The 18726-nt window shown below is 70.2% G+C and carries 9 protein-coding genes; 8 read left to right on the top strand and 1 reads right to left on the bottom strand.

The features are described from left to right. Positions 1–86 precede the first annotated feature (86 nt). The 3 genes from AB0N82_RS01325 (at position 87) to AB0N82_RS01315 (ending at position 8367) form a co-directional block, all read left to right on the top strand. The gene (locus AB0N82_RS01325; protein ID WP_315993663.1) at positions 87–3584 is read left to right on the top strand and encodes a DNA-directed RNA polymerase subunit beta; all 3498 of its coding nucleotides are present in this window, start codon (positions 87–89) and stop codon (positions 3582–3584) included. 56 nt (positions 3585–3640) lie between these two features. Then, positions 3641–7516 (top strand): DNA-directed RNA polymerase subunit beta', encoded by a 3876-nt coding sequence (gene rpoC / locus AB0N82_RS01320; protein WP_315993662.1) that lies wholly within the window; start codon positions 3641–3643, stop codon positions 7514–7516. Between the two features lie 251 nt (positions 7517–7767). Continuing rightward, positions 7768–8367: a hypothetical protein gene (locus tag AB0N82_RS01315; RefSeq protein WP_363387184.1), complete on the top strand. Its 600-nt coding sequence runs from the start codon at positions 7768–7770 to the stop codon at positions 8365–8367. Positions 8368–8385: 18 nt separating this feature from the next. On the opposite strand, the gene AB0N82_RS01310 is transcribed toward AB0N82_RS01315, so the two are convergent. After that, complete coding sequence (locus AB0N82_RS01310; protein ID WP_315993660.1) at positions 8386–8970, bottom strand: hypothetical protein; 585 nt, start codon at positions 8968–8970, stop codon at positions 8386–8388. 118 nt (positions 8971–9088) lie between these two features. Between AB0N82_RS01310 and AB0N82_RS01305 the strand changes: the two genes are divergently transcribed. From AB0N82_RS01305 to AB0N82_RS01285, 5 genes are all read left to right on the top strand, one after another. Continuing rightward, positions 9089–10207 (top strand): ABC transporter, encoded by a 1119-nt coding sequence (locus tag AB0N82_RS01305; protein WP_363387179.1) that lies wholly within the window; start codon positions 9089–9091, stop codon positions 10205–10207. Positions 10208–10223: 16 nt separating this feature from the next. Next, entirely contained in the window at positions 10224–10706 is a 483-nt protein-coding gene (locus AB0N82_RS01300) for a hypothetical protein (protein ID WP_363387176.1), read from the top strand. Positions 10707–10807: 101 nt separating this feature from the next. Continuing rightward, entirely contained in the window at positions 10808–11470 is a 663-nt protein-coding gene (locus AB0N82_RS01295; protein WP_315993657.1) for a spermidine/putrescine ABC transporter substrate-binding protein, read from the top strand. A gap of 123 nt (positions 11471–11593) precedes the next feature. After that, complete coding sequence (locus tag AB0N82_RS01290) at positions 11594–12730, top strand: serine/threonine-protein kinase (protein ID WP_363387172.1); 1137 nt, start codon at positions 11594–11596, stop codon at positions 12728–12730. Then, positions 12727–18702 carry an Ig-like domain-containing protein gene (locus AB0N82_RS01285; RefSeq protein WP_363387169.1) on the top strand — a complete coding sequence of 1992 codons (5976 nt, stop codon included), beginning with the start codon at positions 12727–12729 and terminating at the stop codon, positions 18700–18702. Before AB0N82_RS01290 ends, AB0N82_RS01285 begins: the two co-directional genes overlap by 4 nt. The last annotated feature ends 24 nt before the right edge of the window (positions 18703–18726 follow it).

Raw genomic sequence — 18726 nt, 5'->3', positions numbered from 1 at the left:
ACGAGCAGGTTATCGGGGCAGGAACGCACTCCACCTGACGACAAGGAATCACGAGCCCCTCGCCCGGGCTTCTGGAGGTTATTCCCTTGGCTGCTGCGAGCAACGCATCCACCACCACCACCCCGAAGAGCGGACGCGGAGCATCCCGCCTCTCGTTCGCGAAGATCTCCGACAAGCTGACCGTTCCCGATCTGCTCGCGCTGCAGACCGAGTCGTTCGACTGGCTCGTCGGTAACGAGGCCTGGAAGGCGCGCGTCGCCGAGGCCCAGGCCGCCGGTCGCACCGACGTGCCCGAGATCAGCGGTCTGGAGGAGATCTTCGAGGAGATCTCCCCGATCGAAGACCTGAGCGAGACCATGCAGCTCTCGTTCACGAACCCCTACCTCGAGCCCGAGAAGTACTCGATCGAAGAGTGCAAGGAGCGCGGCAAGACCTACGCCGCGCCGCTGTACGTCGAGGCCGAGTTCATGAACCACCAGACCGGTGAGATCAAGACGCAGACGGTCTTCATGGGCGACTTCCCGCTCCAGACCGACAAGGGCACGTTCATCATCAACGGCACCGAGCGTGTCGTCGTGTCGCAGCTCGTCCGCTCGCCCGGTGTCTACTTCGACAAGACGCCCGACAAGACCTCCGACAAGGACATCGTCTCGGCCCGTGTCATCCCCTCGCGCGGTGCCTGGCTCGAGTTCGAGATCGACAAGCGCGACCAGGTCGGCGTGCGCATCGACCGCAAGCGCAAGCAGTCGGTCACCGTCTTCCTCAAGGCCCTCGGCCTGACCAGCGAAGACATCCTCGCCGAGTTCAGCGGCTTCGACTCGATCGAAGAGACGCTGTCGAAGGACACGATCCTCACCAAGGAAGACGCCCTCCGCGACATCTACCGCAAGCTGCGTCCGGGCGAGCAGGTCGCCGCCGAGGCCGCGCGCGCGCTGCTCGACAACTTCTACTTCAACGCCAAGCGCTACGACCTGGCCAAGGTGGGTCGCTACAAGATCAACCAGAAGCTCGGTCTCGACAAGCCGCTGAGCGACTCGGTGCTGACCGTCGACGACATCGTCGCGACCATCAAGTACCTCGTCCGCCTGCACCGCGGTGACGTCACGTTCGACGGCACCCGCAACGGCCAGGCCGCGGAGATCCGCCTCGACACCGACGACATCGACAACTTCGGCAACCGTCGCATCCGCGCCGTCGGCGAGCTCATCCAGAACCAGGTCCGCACCGGTCTGTCGCGCATGGAGCGCGTCGTCCGCGAGCGCATGACCACGCAGGACATCGAGGCGATCACGCCGCAGACCCTGATCAACGTGCGCCCCGTCGTCGCCGCGATCAAGGAGTTCTTCGGAACGTCGCAGCTGTCGCAGTTCATGGACCAGAACAACCCGCTCGCGGGTCTGACCCACAAGCGCCGCCTGTCGGCCCTGGGCCCCGGCGGTCTGTCGCGTGAGCGCGCCGGCGTCGAGGTCCGTGACGTCCACCCCTCGCACTACGGCCGCATGTGCCCCATCGAGACCCCGGAAGGCCCGAACATCGGTCTGATCGGCTCGCTGGCCTCGTTCGCCCGCATCAACGCGTTCGGCTTCATCGAGACGCCGTACCGCCGCGTCGTCGACGGCCGTGTGACCGACACGATCGACTACCTCACCGCCAGCGAGGAGAGCGACCACATCGTCGCCCAGGCCGGTGTGGCCCTGCAGGCCGACGGTCACTTCGTGGAGGACCGCATCCTGGCCCGCCGCGGTCAGGGTGGCGAGGTCGACCTGTTCCCCGTCGACGAGATCGGCTACATGGACGTCTCGCCGCGCCAGATGGTGTCGGTGGCGACCTCGCTCATCCCGTTCCTCGAGCACGACGACGCCAACCGCGCCCTCATGGGTGCGAACATGCAGCGCCAGGCCGTGCCGCTCGTGCGCAGCGAGTCGCCCGTCGTCGGTACCGGTATGGAGGGCTTCGCCGCGATCGACGCCGGTGACGTCGTCACCGCCGACAAGTCGGGTGTCGTCCTGGAGGTCTCGGCCGACGTCGTGACCATCCAGCTCGACGAGGGCGGAACGCAGGACTACTTCCTCCGCAAGTTCGACCGCTCCAACCAGGGCACGTCCTACAACCAGCGCGTGGTCGTCTCCGCGGGTGAGCGCATCGAGGCCGGCGAGGTCATCGCCGACGGTCCCGCGACCGAGAACGGCGAGCTCGCCCTCGGCAAGAACCTCCTCGTGGCGTTCATGACGTGGGAGGGTCACAACTTCGAGGACGCGATCATCCTCAGCCAGGACCTCGTGAAGGACGACACGCTGTCGTCGATCCACATCGAGGAGTACGAGGTCGACGCGCGCGACACCAAGCTCGGCAAGGAGGAGATCACCCGTGACCTCCCCAACGTCAGCCCCGACCTGCTGAAGGACCTCGACGACCGCGGCATCATCCGCATCGGCGCCGAGGTGCGTCCCGGCGACATCCTCGTCGGCAAGGTCACGCCCAAGGGCGAGACCGAGCTCAGCGCCGAGGAGCGCCTGCTCCGCGCGATCTTCAACGAGAAGAGCCGCGAAGTCCGTGACACCTCGCTGAAGGTGCCCCACGGCGAGCAGGGCACGATCATCGCGGTCAAGGAGTTCAACGCCGAAGACGGCGACGACGAGCTCGGCTCGGGCGTCAACCGCCGCGTCGTGGTCTACATCGCCCAGAAGCGCAAGATCACCGAGGGCGACAAGCTCGCCGGCCGCCACGGCAACAAGGGCGTCATCGCCAAGATCCTCCCGATCGAGGACATGCCCTTCCTGCCCGACGGCACGCCGGTCGACATCATCCTCAACCCGCTCGGCATCCCCGGTCGAATGAACTTCGGTCAGGTCCTGGAGCTCCACCTCGGCTGGATCGCCCAGCAGGGCTGGAAGGTCGAGGGCACCCCGGAGTGGGCCGCCCAGCTGCCCGAGTCGGCTCGCGAGGCCGCCCCCGGCACGAAGGTCGCGACCCCGGTGTTCGACGGCGCCTTCGAGGCGGAGATCGCGGGTCTGCTCGACTCGACGATCCCCAACCGCGACGGCGACCGCATGGTCGACTCCTCGGGCAAGACGCTGCTGTTCGACGGCCGCTCCGGCGAGCCGTTCCCGGCGCCCATCTCGGTCGGCTACATGTACATCCTGAAGCTGCACCACCTGGTCGACGACAAGATCCACGCGCGTTCGACGGGTCCCTACTCGATGATCACCCAGCAGCCGCTCGGCGGTAAGGCCCAGTTCGGTGGCCAGCGCTTCGGTGAGATGGAGGTGTGGGCGCTCGAGGCCTACGGTGCCGCGTACGCGCTGCAGGAGCTCCTCACGATCAAGTCCGATGACATCCTCGGCCGCGTCAAGGTGTACGAGGCCATCGTCAAGGGCGAGAACATCCAGGAGCCCGGCATCCCCGAGTCCTTCAAGGTGCTCATGAAGGAGATGCAGTCGCTCTGCCTGAACGTCGAGGTCCTCTCGGCCGACGGCACCGCCGTCAACCTGCGCGACACGGATGACGACGCCTTCCGCGCCGCGGAGGAGCTCGGCATCAACATCTCCAGCCGCTTCGAGTCCTCGTCGATCGACGAGATCTGAGCTTCCAGCTCAGCGACCCAGCTCAGATTTCAGAGAATTCCGACACAGGAGAACCAGTGCTCGAATCAACCACTTTCGATCAGATCCGTATCGGTCTGGCCACCGCCGACGACATCCGTCGTTGGTCCTTCGGTGAGGTCAAGAAGCCCGAGACGATCAACTACCGCACGCTGAAGCCCGAGAAGGACGGCCTCTTCGGCGAGCAGATCTTCGGACCCTCCCGCGACTGGGAGTGCGCCTGCGGCAAGTACAAGCGCGTCCGCTTCAAGGGCATCGTCTGCGAGCGCTGCGGCGTCGAGGTCACCAAGTCCTCGGTCCGCCGTGAGCGCATGGGCCACATCGAGCTCGCCGCGCCCGTCACGCACATCTGGTACTTCAAGGGCGTGCCCTCGCGCCTCGGCTACCTGCTCGACATGGCGCCGAAGGACCTCGAGAAGGTCATCTACTTCGCCGCCTACATGGTCATCTCGGTCGACGAGGATGCTCGTCACCGCGACCTGGCCACGCAGGAGAACAACATCCGTCTCGAGCTGAAGACGCTCGGCGACCGCCGCGACGCCCGCGTCGCCGCTCGCCTCGCCAAGCTCGAGGAGGAGCTCGCCGCTCTCGAGGCGGAGGGTGCCAAGGCCGACCAGAAGAAGAAGGTCAAGGACGCCGCCGAGAAGGACATGACGGCGGCCCGCAAGAACGCGGACGAGCAGATCGCCAAGCTCGAGCGCGTGTGGGAGGACTTCCGCACGCTCGAGGTCGGCGCCCTGAAGCCCGAGGACGACGTGTTCCACGAGCTCCAGGACCGCTTCGGCCAGTACTTCGAGGCCCACATGGGCGCGGAGTCGATCAAGCGTCGCCTGGAGACCTTCGACCTGCAGGCCGAGGCCGACAGCCTCCACCTGCAGATCTCCGAGGGCAAGGGTCAGCGCAAGATCCGCGCGATCAAGCGCCTGAAGGTCGTCAACTCGTTCCTGCAGACCGGCATGTCGCCGGCCTCGATGGTGCTCGACGTCGTCCCGGTGATCCCGCCGGAGCTTCGTCCGATGGTGCAGCTCGACGGTGGCCGCTTCGCGACCTCCGACCTGAACGACCTCTACCGTCGCGTGATCAACCGCAACAACCGCCTCCGTCGCCTGATCGACCTCGGTGCCCCCGAGATCATCGTCAACAACGAGAAGCGCATGCTGCAGGAGGCCGTCGACGCGCTGTTCGACAACGGCCGCCGCGGTCGCCCCGTCACCGGTACCGGCAACCGCGCCCTGAAGTCCCTGAGCGACATGCTCAAGGGAAAGCAGGGTCGCTTCCGCCAGAACCTGCTCGGAAAGCGCGTGGACTACTCGGGCCGTTCCGTCATCATCGTCGGACCCCAGCTCAAGCTCCACCAGTGCGGTCTGCCCAAGCAGATGGCTCTCGAGCTGTTCAAGCCGTTCGTGATCAAGCGCCTGATCGACCTCGGTCACTCGCAGAACATCAAGGCCGCCAAGCGCGCCGTCGAGCGCTACCGTCCCGAGGTCTGGGACGTGCTCGAGGAGATCATCCGCGAGCGCCCCGTGCTGCTGAACCGTGCACCCACCCTGCACCGTCTCGGCATCCAGGCGTTCGAGCCCCAGCTCGTCGAGGGCAAGGCGATCCAGCTGCACCCGCTCGTGTGCGCGGCGTTCAACGCCGACTTCGACGGTGACCAGATGGCCGTTCACCTGCCCCTGTCGGTCGAGGCCCAGGCCGAGGCCCGCGTGCTGATGCTCGCCTCGAACAACATCCTCAAGCCGTCGGACGGCCGCCCGGTGACCCTGCCCTCGCAGGACATGATCATCGGTCTGCACCACCTCACCACCCTCAAGGAGGGTGCTGTGGGCGAGGGCCGTGCGTTCGGTTCGGTGGGCGAGGCGATCCTGGCCAAGGACGAGGGCACCCTCGACCTGCAGGCCAAGGCGCGCATCCGCATCCCCGGACTGACGTTCCTCGAGGGCCAGGCGCCCGAGGGCTACGAGACCCACGGTCTCGTCGACGCCTCGCTCGGCCAGGCGATCTTCAACGACACGCTCCCCAAGGGCTACCCGTTCGTTCGCGAGCAGGCCGACAAGGGCAAGCTGTCGCAGATCGTCAACAAGCTCGCCGAGGAGTACCCCAAGGTGGAGGTCGCTGCATCGCTCGACCGCATCAAGGACGCCGGTTTCTACTGGGCCACCCGTTCGGGTGTCACCGTGGCGCTGAGCGACATCCTCACCCCGCCGAACAAGGCGGAGATCGTCGCGGGCTACGAGAAGCAGGCCGCGAAGGTCCAGGGCCAGTACGAGAAGGGTCTCACCACCGACGCCGAGCGTCGTCAGGAGCTCATCAAGATCTGGACCGAGGCGACCGACGAGGTCCAGAAGGCCATGCGGGACAACTTCCCCGCCGACAACACCATCAACCGCATGGTCTCGTCGGGCGCCCGTGGTAACTGGCTGCAGATCCGCAACATCGCGGGTATGCGCGGCCTGGTGAACAACCCCAAGGGTGAGATCATCCCGCGTCCGATCATCTCCTCGTACCGCGAGGGTCTGTCGGTCGCCGAGTACTTCATCGCGACGCACGGTGCCCGTAAGGGTCTGGCCGACACGGCCCTCCGTACGGCCGACTCGGGGTACCTGACGCGTCGTCTCGTCGACGTCTCGCAGGATGTCATCATCCGCGAGGAGGACTGCGGCACGTCGAAGGGCCTCGAGCTCCCGATCGCCGCGGCCGACTCGACCGGTTCGCTGGTCAAGGACGCCAACGTCGAGAACTCGGTGTTCGCCCGCACGCTCGCCACGGCGGTCGTCGACGCGCAGGGCACCGTGCTGGCCGAGGCCGGCGACGACGTGGGCGACGTGCTCATCGACAAGCTGGTCGCCGGTGGCGTCGAGACGATCAAGGTCCGCTCCGTGCTGACCTGCGACTCGGCCGTCGGTGTCTGCGCGAAGTGCTACGGCCGTTCGCTCGCGACCGGAAAGATCGTCGACATCGGCGAGGCCGTCGGCATCATCGCGGCCCAGTCGATCGGTGAGCCCGGTACCCAGCTGACGATGCGTACCTTCCACACCGGTGGTTCCGCGTCGGCGGACGACATCACGCAGGGTCTGCCCCGCGTGCAGGAGCTGTTCGAGGCGCGTACCCCCAAGGGTGCGTCCCCGATCGCCGAGGCCGACGGTCGCATCACGATCGACGAGACCGACAAGGCCAAGAAGGTCATCCTCACGCCCGACAACGGCGACGAGCCGGTGGTCTACCCCGTCCTGAAGCGCGCGACGCTCCTGGTCGAGGACGGCCAGCACGTCTCGGTGGGTGAGCCCCTCCAGGTCGGAACGCTCGACCCCAAGGAGGTCATGCGCGTGCAGGGTGCCCGCGAGGTGCAGAAGTACCTCGTCAACGGCGTCCAGGGCGTGTACCGCTCGCAGGGTGTGCCGATCCACGACAAGCACATCGAGGTCATCGTCCGACAGATGCTCCGCAAGGTCACCGTCGTCGACCACGGCGACACCGACCTGCTGCCCGGTGAGATGGTGGACTTCAAGCGCTATCAGACCATCAACCGCGAGACGGTCGGCGAGGGCAAGCGCCCCGCGTCGGGTCGTCCCGAGCTGATGGGTATCACCAAGGCGTCGCTGGCGACCGAGTCGTGGCTGTCGGCCGCGTCGTTCCAGGAGACCACCCGCGTCCTGACGCAGGCGGCCATGGAGGGCAAGAGCGACCCGCTCGTCGGCCTCAAGGAGAACGTCATCATCGGAAAGCTCATCCCCGCCGGAACCGGTCTTGCGAAGTACCGCAACGTCACGGTCGAGGCGACGGAAGAGGCGAAGAGCGAGCGGTACCCCAACCGCATCTTCGCGTCCGACGGTGCGTACTCCGACGCCGACCTGAGCTACGTCGACTTCGACAGCTTCTCGACGGACGACTTCACGCCCGGCACCTACAACTGATCGCGGGGTGGAGCCGCTCGCCGGCTCCACCCTGATCGACGGATGCCACGCCTCGGCGCGGCATCCTGATCACCCCGAAGGCCCCCGGCTCGCGCCGGGGGCCTTCGTCGTGCGTGCGGAGCGTCTCGCGTGGACGACGCCGGTGTCGCGTCGTGCCGGCGGCGTGTCGCGCGGGTGTCGGGACCGGGACGCGGCGTGTCGAGGGGAGGGTGCGCCGGGGGTGTGCGCCTACCGTGGATGCGGAGGAAACCATGGCCCGAATCGGTGGACGCAGCCTGTGGTTGGCATGGCCGGCTGGCATCTTCTGCGCCGCGGCCGTGGCGGCGCTGGGGATCCTCGCCGCGCCCGGCATCCCGACCGCCGTGAGCTTCGTGGGCGACACCCTGCGCGCGACGACCGATACGCCGACGGCCACCGCGGCCCCTGCCGCGGAGCCCGCGGGCGACTGCCGCCACCTCTACTCTCAGCCCCTGTGGTCGTCCCTGGTGTGGTCGCCCGAGGCGTTGCTGTGGCAGCGCCGCACCGTCCCGCTCTCGACCCCCGAGGCGGTGGCGGCCGCGAGTCCCACCGTCGTCGTCACCTGCCACTGGCGCGGCGTCGACGGGCGTTTCGTGGAGACGACCGTCTCGACGGTCACGCCCGAGGGGGCGGCCGCGGCGCAGGCGACGCTCGCCGCGCAGGGATTCGGCTGCGCGGCCGACGGCGATGTCACACACTGCGAACGCGCGACCGGCGACGTCCTCGAGGTCCACGACCTGCGCGGGGATCGCTGGGTCTCGTCGACCCTCACGGGCTGGATGCCGGACGCGTACGCCGCGACCGTGGCATCCCACGCGTTCTTCGGGGAGTGAGCGCAGGCCGTCGCGCGATCAGCCGAAGACCGAGGAGATGATGCTCGCGGTGTAGCCGGTCGGGGCGAGGTTGGAGTACTGGGTGTCGACCAGCACGTCGTCGCGCCAGAAGAGGGTGCGACCGTCGTTGACGGGGTAGGTGTCGTTGATCCAGGTCTTCTCGCAGCGGGTGCCCTCATCGGGCGTGTAGCAGCTGAAGCCCTGGGTGGTCACCAGGTCGTTGAGCATGTCGAGGGCGGGGCCTCGGTCCACGCGCGAGATGGTCGTCATCAGGCTCGTGGTGTCGGCGGCGGGGTCGCGCCAGATGCAGATCAGCGATCCGTCCGACTGCACGCCGGACGGCCCCAGCGAGGGGTCGTTGAGCGGCACCGTCCCGAGCTGCGAGAGGACGTCGGCGGAGAGCATCGCGCGGCAGTCCGCGGGGATGCGCACGGCCGTCGCGGTCTGCGTGATGGTGGGGATCGGGGTGGGACTGGTCGAGACGACCGGCGCCGACTCCTGCGGAGACGCCTCGTCGGCCGAGGGCGCGCACGCCGTCGTGCCGAGCGCGGCCGCGCCGACGATCGCGGCGACGAGGGCCGTGCGAGTCAGGCGACCGGGCATGCGTTCAGCCTAGGCGTCTCATCGGACTCAGGCGAGACGCACATCCACGGCACGCCTTCCGGGCGACACGCCGGGCGCGGGTTAGCCTTGCGGCGCAAGCACCGCGTGAGGAGACCCCATGAGCGACCACCAGCCGCACGGCGACCCCGTCGCTGAGCCCACGAACTCGTACGGAGACCCCGTCGCCGAGCCCCGTGACGACGCGCACGACGTGGTCGGGCGCGCCCACGAGGGCCTCGCCGACGCCGAGGCCGCGCAGCGCGACGCCGTCGACAGCGACGCGGCCCAGGCCGCCTGGGACGAGCGCGAGGCACACGAGCGCGACGAGGCCGCCGCACTGCGCGACGCCCGGAGCGAGCACACGGCTCCGGTCGTGCACGATGCGTCTCCCGTCGAGCCCCAGGCCTCCGCCGCCGCCGGGCGCACGTCATCCGTCGATCTGGACGACGAGGACGCACGCTGGGCCGCCTACGCCGCGTCGGCCGAACCCGAGCACGACGCGCCCACCGCACGATACGCGACCGCCGAGACCGAGGCGCCCCGTCACGACGACGCGCCGACGACGGTCGCACCGGCCGTCGCCGCGGGGGTCGCAGGGACCGCCGCGGGCGCGTCCGCCACGACCGCGACGCCCGTCGCCGACGAGCCCACCCGTGCCGTCGGGGCACCGCAGCCCATCTTCGTGCAGGCTCCCGAGGCGCCGCGTCCGCGCGGCAACCGCGGCGCCGCCGGCGCGATCGGCCTGCTCGCCGCCGTCGTCTTCGCGGTGCTCTACCTTGCGGCGACGCTCGGCCTCGGCCTGCTGACCGGCGCCTTCGGCGTCTCGGAGCTCGGAGGCGAGGCGCTGGCGGCGCTCGCCACCGCGGGCCTGTGGGTGCCGACCGTGGCGTTCTTCCTCGGCTTCTGGTTCCTGGGCGCCCTCATCAACCGGGGTCGCTGGGGTCACTGGGTGGTGTGGGGTCTGGTCGTCGGCGTCATCGCCTGGGCGGGGCACCTGCTGGGCGTGCTGTTCGCCGCCCCCTTCTGGCGCATCACCTCGAGCGAGTCGCTCGACCTGCTGCAGAACAACGTCCTTGCGCCGCTGGCGATCGTGGCCTTCGTGCTGGGGCGCGAGCTCACCATCTGGTTCGGCGCCTGGGTCTCGGCACGGGGTCGCCGCGTGACCGACATCAACGCTGAAGCGCAGCGCGAGTACGAGCGCACGCTCGAGGCCGGTCCTCAGCTCTCGCAGCGCTGAGATCGACACGGATGCCATGACGAACGAGCCGCGACCGGCGGGGGTCACCCCGCCGGTCGCGGTCGTCTTCGCGGCGGTCACCTTCATCGCCCTCTCGATCGGCGGGCTCGGGGTGGCGAGCCTCGCGTTGGACGCCGACGTCATCCCCGTCCGCGGGCTCGGCTCGATCCCCGGCGTCATCGGGCAGGTCGCCGCTCTCGCCCTGTTCGCCGGGGTGCTCCTGTGGGGCCTGCGGGCGGACCCGCCGGGATACCTCACCGCGGTTCCGTGCGCCATCGCGGCATTCGTCGGCGAGGCCGCAGGGATCGTCGTCGGCGCGGTCGTCAGCGGAGCAGACCCGGCACGCGGTTTCGCCGCTGCCGGGAGCGTCGTGCTGGGCTTTCCCGGGCCCGTGGTCGCGGCGGCCGGGCTGCTCGCCGGCCTTCTCGGGGTGTTCCTGTGCCGGACCCGGTCCGAGGGGCCCCGATGGCGGTGGGAGGACGACGAAGACGCCCCCTGATGATCACGCGCGGCCGATCCGGCACTCCCGTCCGGACGTCCTGGCGCCTCCGCGCCGTGGCATCCCCACGTGCCCGGGCGTGTCGCACTAACGTAGGCGCCGTGGAGCGGTCGCTCGAAAGCCAGGTCAGCCAGGCCGTGGATGCCTGGCTGCGATGGCTGCCGCGCTGGGAGCCCGCGAACCATCGCGGTCGCGTCGCCCCGTGTCGCCGGTGCTTCGGCTCGCCGGTCCTGTCCGCCGCGGGGCTGGGCTCCGACGTTCCGCACGGGGTGCAGCACGGTCTCTCGACGCGCGTGAAGGGCATCGTCGACCACGCCGTCGCCGACTACACCTCGCGCAACCTCCCGATGCTGCAGGCCGAGCTCGACCAGCAGGCCGAGCGCAATCGCCGCCGCTCGTATCGGCCCGCCGAGGGGCTCGAACCGGAGTTCGACGGGATGCCGCTGGACCCCGACCCCGAACCCGGGTCGCCCTTCCTGTTCACCCTCTCGGGTCTCGCCGCGGAGGAGGACGCCGAGATCCCGGCCCTCCCGCCCCTGTCGGATGCCGCCAAGGCGGCGCTGCGGCAGGAGGTCGGTCTGGCCGACGACTACGCGAACATGATCGGGCGGGAGGTGTGCACGATCCTCCTGCACCATCGCCTGCGCATCCAAGCGGCCGTGGCGGAGTACGTCGAGCCGCAGATCGCAGCGCTGCTCGACGACCTCACCCGCTCCCTCGACGCGCCGTTCGATCCGCGCGAGCCTGACGCCCCGGCATCCTGAGCGCGCTCGGTGTCCTGCGGTCACCTGTGCACAACGCGCAGGGCCGATGAAGACTGCTTTGTTAGCATCGACGGGTTGTGCGCTCGCTGAGGTGCGGGCGCGTCGTCCGGGGGAGGGGGCTCGATGCCGCAGCGGCTTCCGTCGTCGCCGCCCATCCTGCCCGGGCTGGCCTACATCCGTCCTCTGGGGTCGGGCGGTTTTGCCGACGTCTTCCTGTACGGGCAGGACATGCCCCGTCGCGACGTCGCGGTGAAGGTCCTCCCCAGCGACGTGCGCGACACCGACCTGCTGCGCATGTTCAACGCCGAGGCCGACGTGCTCGCGCACCTGTCGGCGCACCCCTCGATCGTGACGGTCTACCAGGCGGGCATCTCGGCCGACGGGCGCCCGTACATCGTGATGGAGTTCTGCCCGGGCTCGCTCGCCCAGCGCTACCGCGTCGAGCGCATGCCGGTGGCCGAGGTGCTGTCGATCGGCGTGCGCATGGCCGGAGCTCTCGAGTCGGCGCACCACGCGGGGCTCATCCACCGCGACGTCAAGCCCAGCAACATCCTCGTCACCACCTTCGGTGCCCCCGTGCTGGCCGACTTCGGCATCTCGTCGTCGCTCGTGCGCCAGGGGGCCGATGAGATGCTCGCCATGAGCGTGCCGTGGAGCGCCCCCGAAGTCGTCGCGGAGCAGACCGCCGGCACGATCGCGAGCGAGGTGTGGAGTCTGGGCGCCACCGTCTATTCGCTGCTGGCGGGGCAGAGTCCGTTCGAGCGGCGCGAGAAGGGGCAGAACTCGCGCGAGCAGCTGCGCCGCCGCATCGCTCGCGCCTCCTACACGGCCATCTCCCGGTCCGACGTCCCGCCGTCGGTGCAGGACGTCCTCGCGAAGGCCATGGCGCGCGACCCCGCCCAGCGCTACCCGAGCGCGCGCGCCTTCGGCGAGGCGCTGCAGGGGGTGCAGGCCGAGATGGGCGTGCCGGCGACCCCGCTCGAGGTCCCCGCGGCCGAGTGGGCACCCGCCGCCCGCTCCATCGACTTCGCCGACGGCACCGTCCGCGGCCCCGCACGCTCGCGCATCGAGCGCGAGATCTCGCGCAAGACGCGGGACTCCTCGGGCATCACCGGGTACGCACGTGACGAAGACACCGACATCCAGGCCCCGGTCTCGACCGCGTCGCGGGCGCTGCCCTGGGTGCTGGCCTCCGCGACCCTCGTCACCGCCGGCGCGGTCGTCGTCGCGGCGCTCTACGCCACGGGGGTGCTGCGATGAAACGCCGCACGCTGGTCGGGCTCGCCTCCACCCTCGTCGCCGCGACCCTCGTCGTGACCGCGAGCATCGTGTGGCCCGGCCTCGACGCGCAGCAGACCCCCGAGGTCGACACCTCGGTGTGGGCGCTGCAGACCGGTGAGGGGCAGCGCTACGCACGCGTGAACACGACGGTCGGCGAGCTCGACACGGTGCGCACCGCGGGCAATCCGAGTCAGGTGGCGCAGGCGCACGACGGTGCGTACCTGTTCACCGACAGCTACAGCAAGCTCACACGCATCGACGAGGCGCAGCCCGTCGACCTGGAGCAGGACCAGCTCGAGGCCGCCCCCGACACCCCGCCCGGCACCACCTCGGTCGCCACGGCGGGCGACTACGTCGTCTACCGCACCGACACGGGAGCCCTCTTCGCGGGGCGGCTGAGCCAAGCGGGTCAGCGCGCCGCCGAGCTCGACCCCTTCGGAACCGCCGGTGACGACGAGGCCGTGTCGTACACGGCGGATGCCATCGCCCTCGACGACCGGGGGATGCTCTTCGCCTACTCCTCGGTGGACCAGTCCGTGATCCGGTACGACATCGACGCCGACGAGGTGCGCGCGCGCGACGCCCTCGACGTGACGGTGACCGCTCCGGTGATCTCCGCGGCCGGCGACACCTGGGTGCTCGTGGATCCCGAGGCCGGCCGCGTGTGGATGCGGGGCACCGACCCGGTCGACCTCGACCTGGGGGACCAGGTCTCGGTCGGCGACGCCGACGCGGGAGCCGATGCCGTCTTCGTCGCCGACGATCAGTCGCTCTGGACGATCCCGACCGACGGGTCCGGACCCCGGCGCGAGGTGGGCGGGGGAGGCAACATCCTCGGGCAGCCCGCGCGCCCGCTCACCCACCAGGGCGTCACCTACGCCGCCTGGCTCCTCCCGGGCGACAGTCGGGGCACCCTGTGGCGGTCGGACCAGGGCGAGACCGACCTCGCCTACGACGGAGCCACGATGCCCGACCAGCGGCGCCCGGTGTTCGTCGCGACCGATCACGCCGTCATCCTGAACGAGACGCGCACCGGCTGGGTGTGGACGGTGCCCGACGGCGCCCTCGTGGCATCCAGTCAGAACTGGTCGCTCGACGACCGCACCGAAGAGGCCGCCGTCCAGAGCGAGGAGCAGCTGAGCGTCGTCCTCGACCCCAAGCCGCCCATCGCCGAACCCGATGCCTTCGGGGTGCGGGCGGGGCGGCTCAACACCCTTCCGGTGCTGTTGAACGACCACGATCCGAACGAAGACGTGCTGAGCATCGTGCCCGAGAGCGTCACCGGGCTCGATCCCGGCTTCGGCAGGCTCTCGCTCATCGACTCCGGTCAGCGCCTGGCGGTGCGGGTCGAGCCGGGAGCAACCGGCACCGCGACGTTCAGCTACGCGGTGACCGACGGCACGACGGCCGACGGACTCACGTCGGCACCCACCACGGTCACCCTGACGGTCTCGCCGGCGGAGTCGAACGCCGCTCCGGGGTGGTGCGGCACCGACAAATGCCTGCAGCAGTGGCCGACCCCCGAGGTCGCGCGCGGCGGCACCCTCACGGTCCCCGTCCTGCCCGGCTGGGTAGACCCCGACGGAGACCCGCTCCTGCTGCTCTCGGTCGACAACCCGAGCGGCGTCGGCACGGTCGCCGCCACCCCCGGCGGAGACGTCGTCTACCAGCATGCCGACGACGGGTCGGGCGGCGAACAGAGCATCCAGCTCGACGTCACGATCGCCGACACCGCAGGGGCCACCACGACCAAGCCCCTCGTCATCCGGGTGGCTCCCGATCCCACTCTCGCGGTGCAGTCCTTCGCCACCGTCGACACGGTCGGCACCTCCCTCGCCGTCGACGTCGGCCCGCACGTCACCGGCACCGCCGGGGAGATCTCCCTCGGCTCGGTCCGCGTCCTCGACGATGCCGCCGCGACCGCGACCGTGGTCGGCGGCAGCACGGTGTTCGACTTCACGGCATCCGAGCCCGGTGTGTACCGCGTCGACTTCACCGTCAACGCCGGGGGTCGCGACGCCACGGGGACGGCTCGCATCACGCTCCTCCCCGCCGACGCGCCCGCCCAGTTGTCGACCGCCCCCGTCGTGGCCTTCGTGCGCCCGCAGGAGGATGCGACCCTCGACGTGTTCAGCGCGGTGTCCAACCCCACCGGCCGCGTGCTGCTGCTCAGCGACGTGACGCCCGCGGCCGAGGAGGGGGCCTCCCTCACCGTCGACACCGTCGGGCAGAACGATCTGCGCGTCTCGGGCTCCACCGCCGACGGCGGCGCGGGGCTGCTCGGTACCGTCGACTACACCGTCAGCGACGGAACCGACGACGAGGGCTCCCGCGTGAGCGGCGAGGCGACCGTCTACCTTCTCCCACCGGCTCCCGAGATCGCGCCGATCGCCGTCGACGACACCGTCACGGTGCGCGCGGGGGCGCAGATCGACATCCCGGTGCTCGACAACGACATCTCGCCGGCCGGAGGGCGACCGAGCCTCGACCCCTCCAGCGTGCAGGCGCAGCCGGCGAGCGACGCGCTCGCCTTCGCGTCGGGCGGCGTGCTGCGCTATCTGGCGCCGACCACGCCCGGCTCCTACGAGGTGACGTACCGCGTCTACACCACCGGTACGCCCGCCCTCTGGGACGAGGCGACCGTGCGCATCACGGTCCTCGGCGGCGAGGCCAATCGGGCGCCCCTCCCCGACACCCTCCAGGGGCGCGTCCTCAGCGGAGGCACGACGACGATCGATTTCCAGGGATTCGGCGTCGACCCCGACGGTGACGCCGTCTCGCTCGACCGCATCGTCGCCCAGCCCGACCGGGGCACGGCATCCGTCTCCCCGGACGGGTCGTCGATCGTCTACTCGTCCGTGCCGGGCGACCGGGGGCAGGTGTCGTTCCGCTACCGCGTGGCCGACTCCTCGGGCGCCACGGGCGAGGGCACCGTGCGCATCGGAATCCTGGATGCCGAGGCCAACCCGAGTCCGATCACCTTCACCGACTACGTGCAGGTGCAGGCCGGGGGAGACCGCACGATCCGGGTCAGTCCGCTCGCGAACGACATCGATCCCACGCAGGGGCGACTGACGCTCACGGCGGTGCGGCCCGACCTTCCCGAGACGCTCGTCGACGGCAGCGCCAACCCGGAGTACGCGCGACTCGACGGGTTCGTCGACAGCGTCAGCGACACCGGCGTGGTCCTGCGCGCGGGCGACGAGCCCGGCACGATGTCGTTCCTGTACGACGTGGAGTCCGATTCCGGCAACACCGGGCGCGGACTCATCGTGGTCAAGGTGGTGCGCGAGAGCGTGCCCGATTACCCCGTGGTGACCGACACCGTGCTCACGGTCGAGAACCGCGACGACTTCACCACCGGGGTCGACGTGATCGCGGGCCGCGCGACCTGGTCCGGCGGTGAGGTCGGCGACCTCGAGGTGGCGCTGTGGGGGCAGCCCACCGACGTGCGCCTCGACGGCCGGCGCATCTCGGGCGAGCTGCCCGCGACCCGTCGCGTCATCCCGTTCGCGATCACGGGCCGTGTCGGCGACGCCGACGTCACGACCTACGCGTTCCTCCGCGTGCCGGGCGACGACGACCTGACCCTCGCGCTTCGCCCCGGGTCGGCGCAGCGGGTCGATGAGCTGGCCTCGGTGCAGTTCGACATGGCATCCCTCGTCGCCCTTCCCCGTCGGGCCGCGCTCGAGGTCGGCACCGACGTCTCGACCACCGGCGTCCGCGCCGAGGGGCGCTGCTCCGTCACCGGGTCGGTCGTGCAGTACGACGCCGGGACGGGCTCGCCGTGGACAGACGCGTGCCAGGTGCCCGTGCGGGTGGCGGGGACGCAGGACTGGACCGTGCTCTCGGTGCCCATCGGGGTGGTCGCCCGCGATCCGCAGCCGGAGCTGCGCCCGGGTTCGCTCACGGTGGGCCCCGGTGAGACGGCCACCTTCGACCTGCGCAACATGACCTCGTGGCAGCTGGGGCGTGAGGACTGGGCCGGGATCCGGTACGCCCTCGACTACAGCGGCTCCGCGTTCCAGGTCTCGCTCGACGGATCGGTCGTGACGGTGGTCGGCGCCGACCGCTCCGTGCCCGGCACCGACAACGCCGCCGTCATCTCCGTCACCAGTCACAACGCCGTCGCCCCCGCGCGGCTCGTCCTCCGCGTCGGCGCGGCGCCCTCGACGCTGCCCCAGGGCGGAACGACGTCGTCGCAGTGCTCGCAGGCTCAGGGCTCGAGCTGCTCGATCGACGTCATCGGCATCAGCGGTGAGGTCAACCCGCTGCCGCGGACGCCGCTCGAGGTCGTGGACGTGCGGCCCACGGCGGCGTGCACGGGCGTGACCTTCGCGGTCGGCTCGGCGTCGAGCGTCGTCGCTTCGTGGACGGCCGACGCCCCCGGCGCCACCTGCAGCACCAGCGTCACGCTCCGCGACGCCCAGGGGCGCTCGACCGCGTCCACGCGCGATGCCCGTGTCGTGCTCGACCTGCTCGGTTACCCCCGTTCGCCCGCGAGCGTGCGGCAGACGGCTTTCGCCGACGGCTCGCTGACGCTCCGCGTCGATCCGGGCGAGGCCCGTCGCGCCTACCCGGCGCTCAGCGGGTTCACGGTCCGCTCCGGCGGCGAGGTCGTCGCGCAGTGCGGCCCCGATGGCGGGTGCCCCGTGATCTCGGCCCCGAACGGCGAGCAGCGCGAGTACGTGGTGACGGCGGTGAACAGCGTCGGCGAGTCGCGCGGCGCCGTGCGCACGACGGCATGGGCCTACGCCTCCCCCGACAGGCCGAAGTCGGGCGACTTCGCGCCCGTGAACAACGGGGGTGACGGAGACGTCGCGGATCTCGCCATCCGCGGCATCGACTCCGCCGAGACCGGCTCCCTCGAGATCGTCAGCGCCGCGGGGCAGAAGCGCACCGTCGACATCGGCCGCAACCAGGAGAACATCTCGGTCGACGCGTTCCCGGTCGGGAGCAACTCCTCCACGCAGATCACGGTCACCCCGATCTCGCGCTTCACCGTGCCGCCGGGGCTCGGCGGCTCGCAGAGCGGTCAGGCGCTCGTCTTCACCGCGCACGGCGTCGGCAAGCCGCAGCAGCTCGGCCTCACGCTCACGTCCGAACCCGAGGGCGGCGGCAAGGTGACGATCGTCGCCACCGGTTCGGCGTCGAAGAACGGCGACGGTTCCGAGGTGCGCTACGGCTTCGCCATCGACGGCTCGTGCCGCGTCGGTGACGACGGGCCGCGCCGCGAGTTCCCGGGGAAGGACGACGGGGTGACCTACACGGTCCGCATGTGCGTCGATTCGGTCTACGAGGGTAAGAGCTACGGCTCCGACCAGATCGAGCAGAGCATCGACGCCGCGCAGGACACCTCCGCCCCGCAGGGCTATACGTTCCGTGTCGGGACGAAGCCCGACGTGAGCGGCGACACCGCGCGGTGGAAGATCAGCGGCATCCAGGAGGGGACGAAGCCTCCGCGCAACAACCGTGTCGTCTACGACAACTGGGACAACGGCACATCGGTCTACGACAGCGACCCGAACATCGGCGTCTACTTCCAGCACGACCTCTGGCCGACGCGTTCCGACCGCGGCGTCGTGAAGCCGGCCTCCGGCAGCGCCCCGTACCAGGTGCAGGCGACGGCTCGTATCGACTCCTGCGTCGCCGGCAGCGAGCTCAAACTCGGGTGGAAGACCAGCAACGGCGAGGCGCGTACCTCCACCGACCGCTCCGGCGTCGTCTACTACGACAGGAGCGGCAAGAAGCTCGATGCGAGCGACCCGACCGTCGTGCCGAAAGGCGCCACCCGCGTCGAGAACGCGAAGGTCCAGGTCAGCTGGTCCGCCAAGGGCTGGGGTCTGGATGACGCCACGCTCGTCACGGGCGGCACCTGCGACCCCGGCAAGGCCGACCCCTCCGAGCCGCCGAAGGGCGACCCCTCGCAGCCGCCCCAGGGCAACGGCTGATCCCGGCATCCATCCATCCCCCAC

It is taken from the genome of Microbacterium sp. NPDC089186 (assembly GCF_040685115.1).
Lineage (GTDB): Bacteria > Actinomycetota > Actinomycetes > Actinomycetales > Microbacteriaceae > Microbacterium > Microbacterium galbum.
The sequence above is the reverse complement of the archived record's forward strand: the minus strand, read 5'-3'. Positions and strand labels throughout refer to the sequence as shown.

What these genes read in the sequence shown, in the direction of transcription:
- AB0N82_RS01310 (WP_315993660.1), bottom strand. Translation starts at nt 8,970, where the DNA reads ATGCCCGGTCGCCTGACTCGCACGGCCCTCGTCGCCGCGATCGTCGGC.
- AB0N82_RS01305 (WP_363387179.1), top strand. Translation starts at nt 9,089, where the DNA reads ATGAGCGACCACCAGCCGCACGGCGACCCCGTCGCTGAGCCCACGAAC.
- AB0N82_RS01315 (WP_363387184.1), top strand. Translation starts at nt 7,768, where the DNA reads ATGGCCCGAATCGGTGGACGCAGCCTGTGGTTGGCATGGCCGGCTGGC.
- AB0N82_RS01290 (WP_363387172.1), top strand. Translation starts at nt 11,594, where the DNA reads ATGCCGCAGCGGCTTCCGTCGTCGCCGCCCATCCTGCCCGGGCTGGCC.
- AB0N82_RS01285 (WP_363387169.1), top strand. Translation starts at nt 12,727, where the DNA reads ATGAAACGCCGCACGCTGGTCGGGCTCGCCTCCACCCTCGTCGCCGCG.
- AB0N82_RS01300 (WP_363387176.1), top strand. Translation starts at nt 10,224, where the DNA reads ATGACGAACGAGCCGCGACCGGCGGGGGTCACCCCGCCGGTCGCGGTC.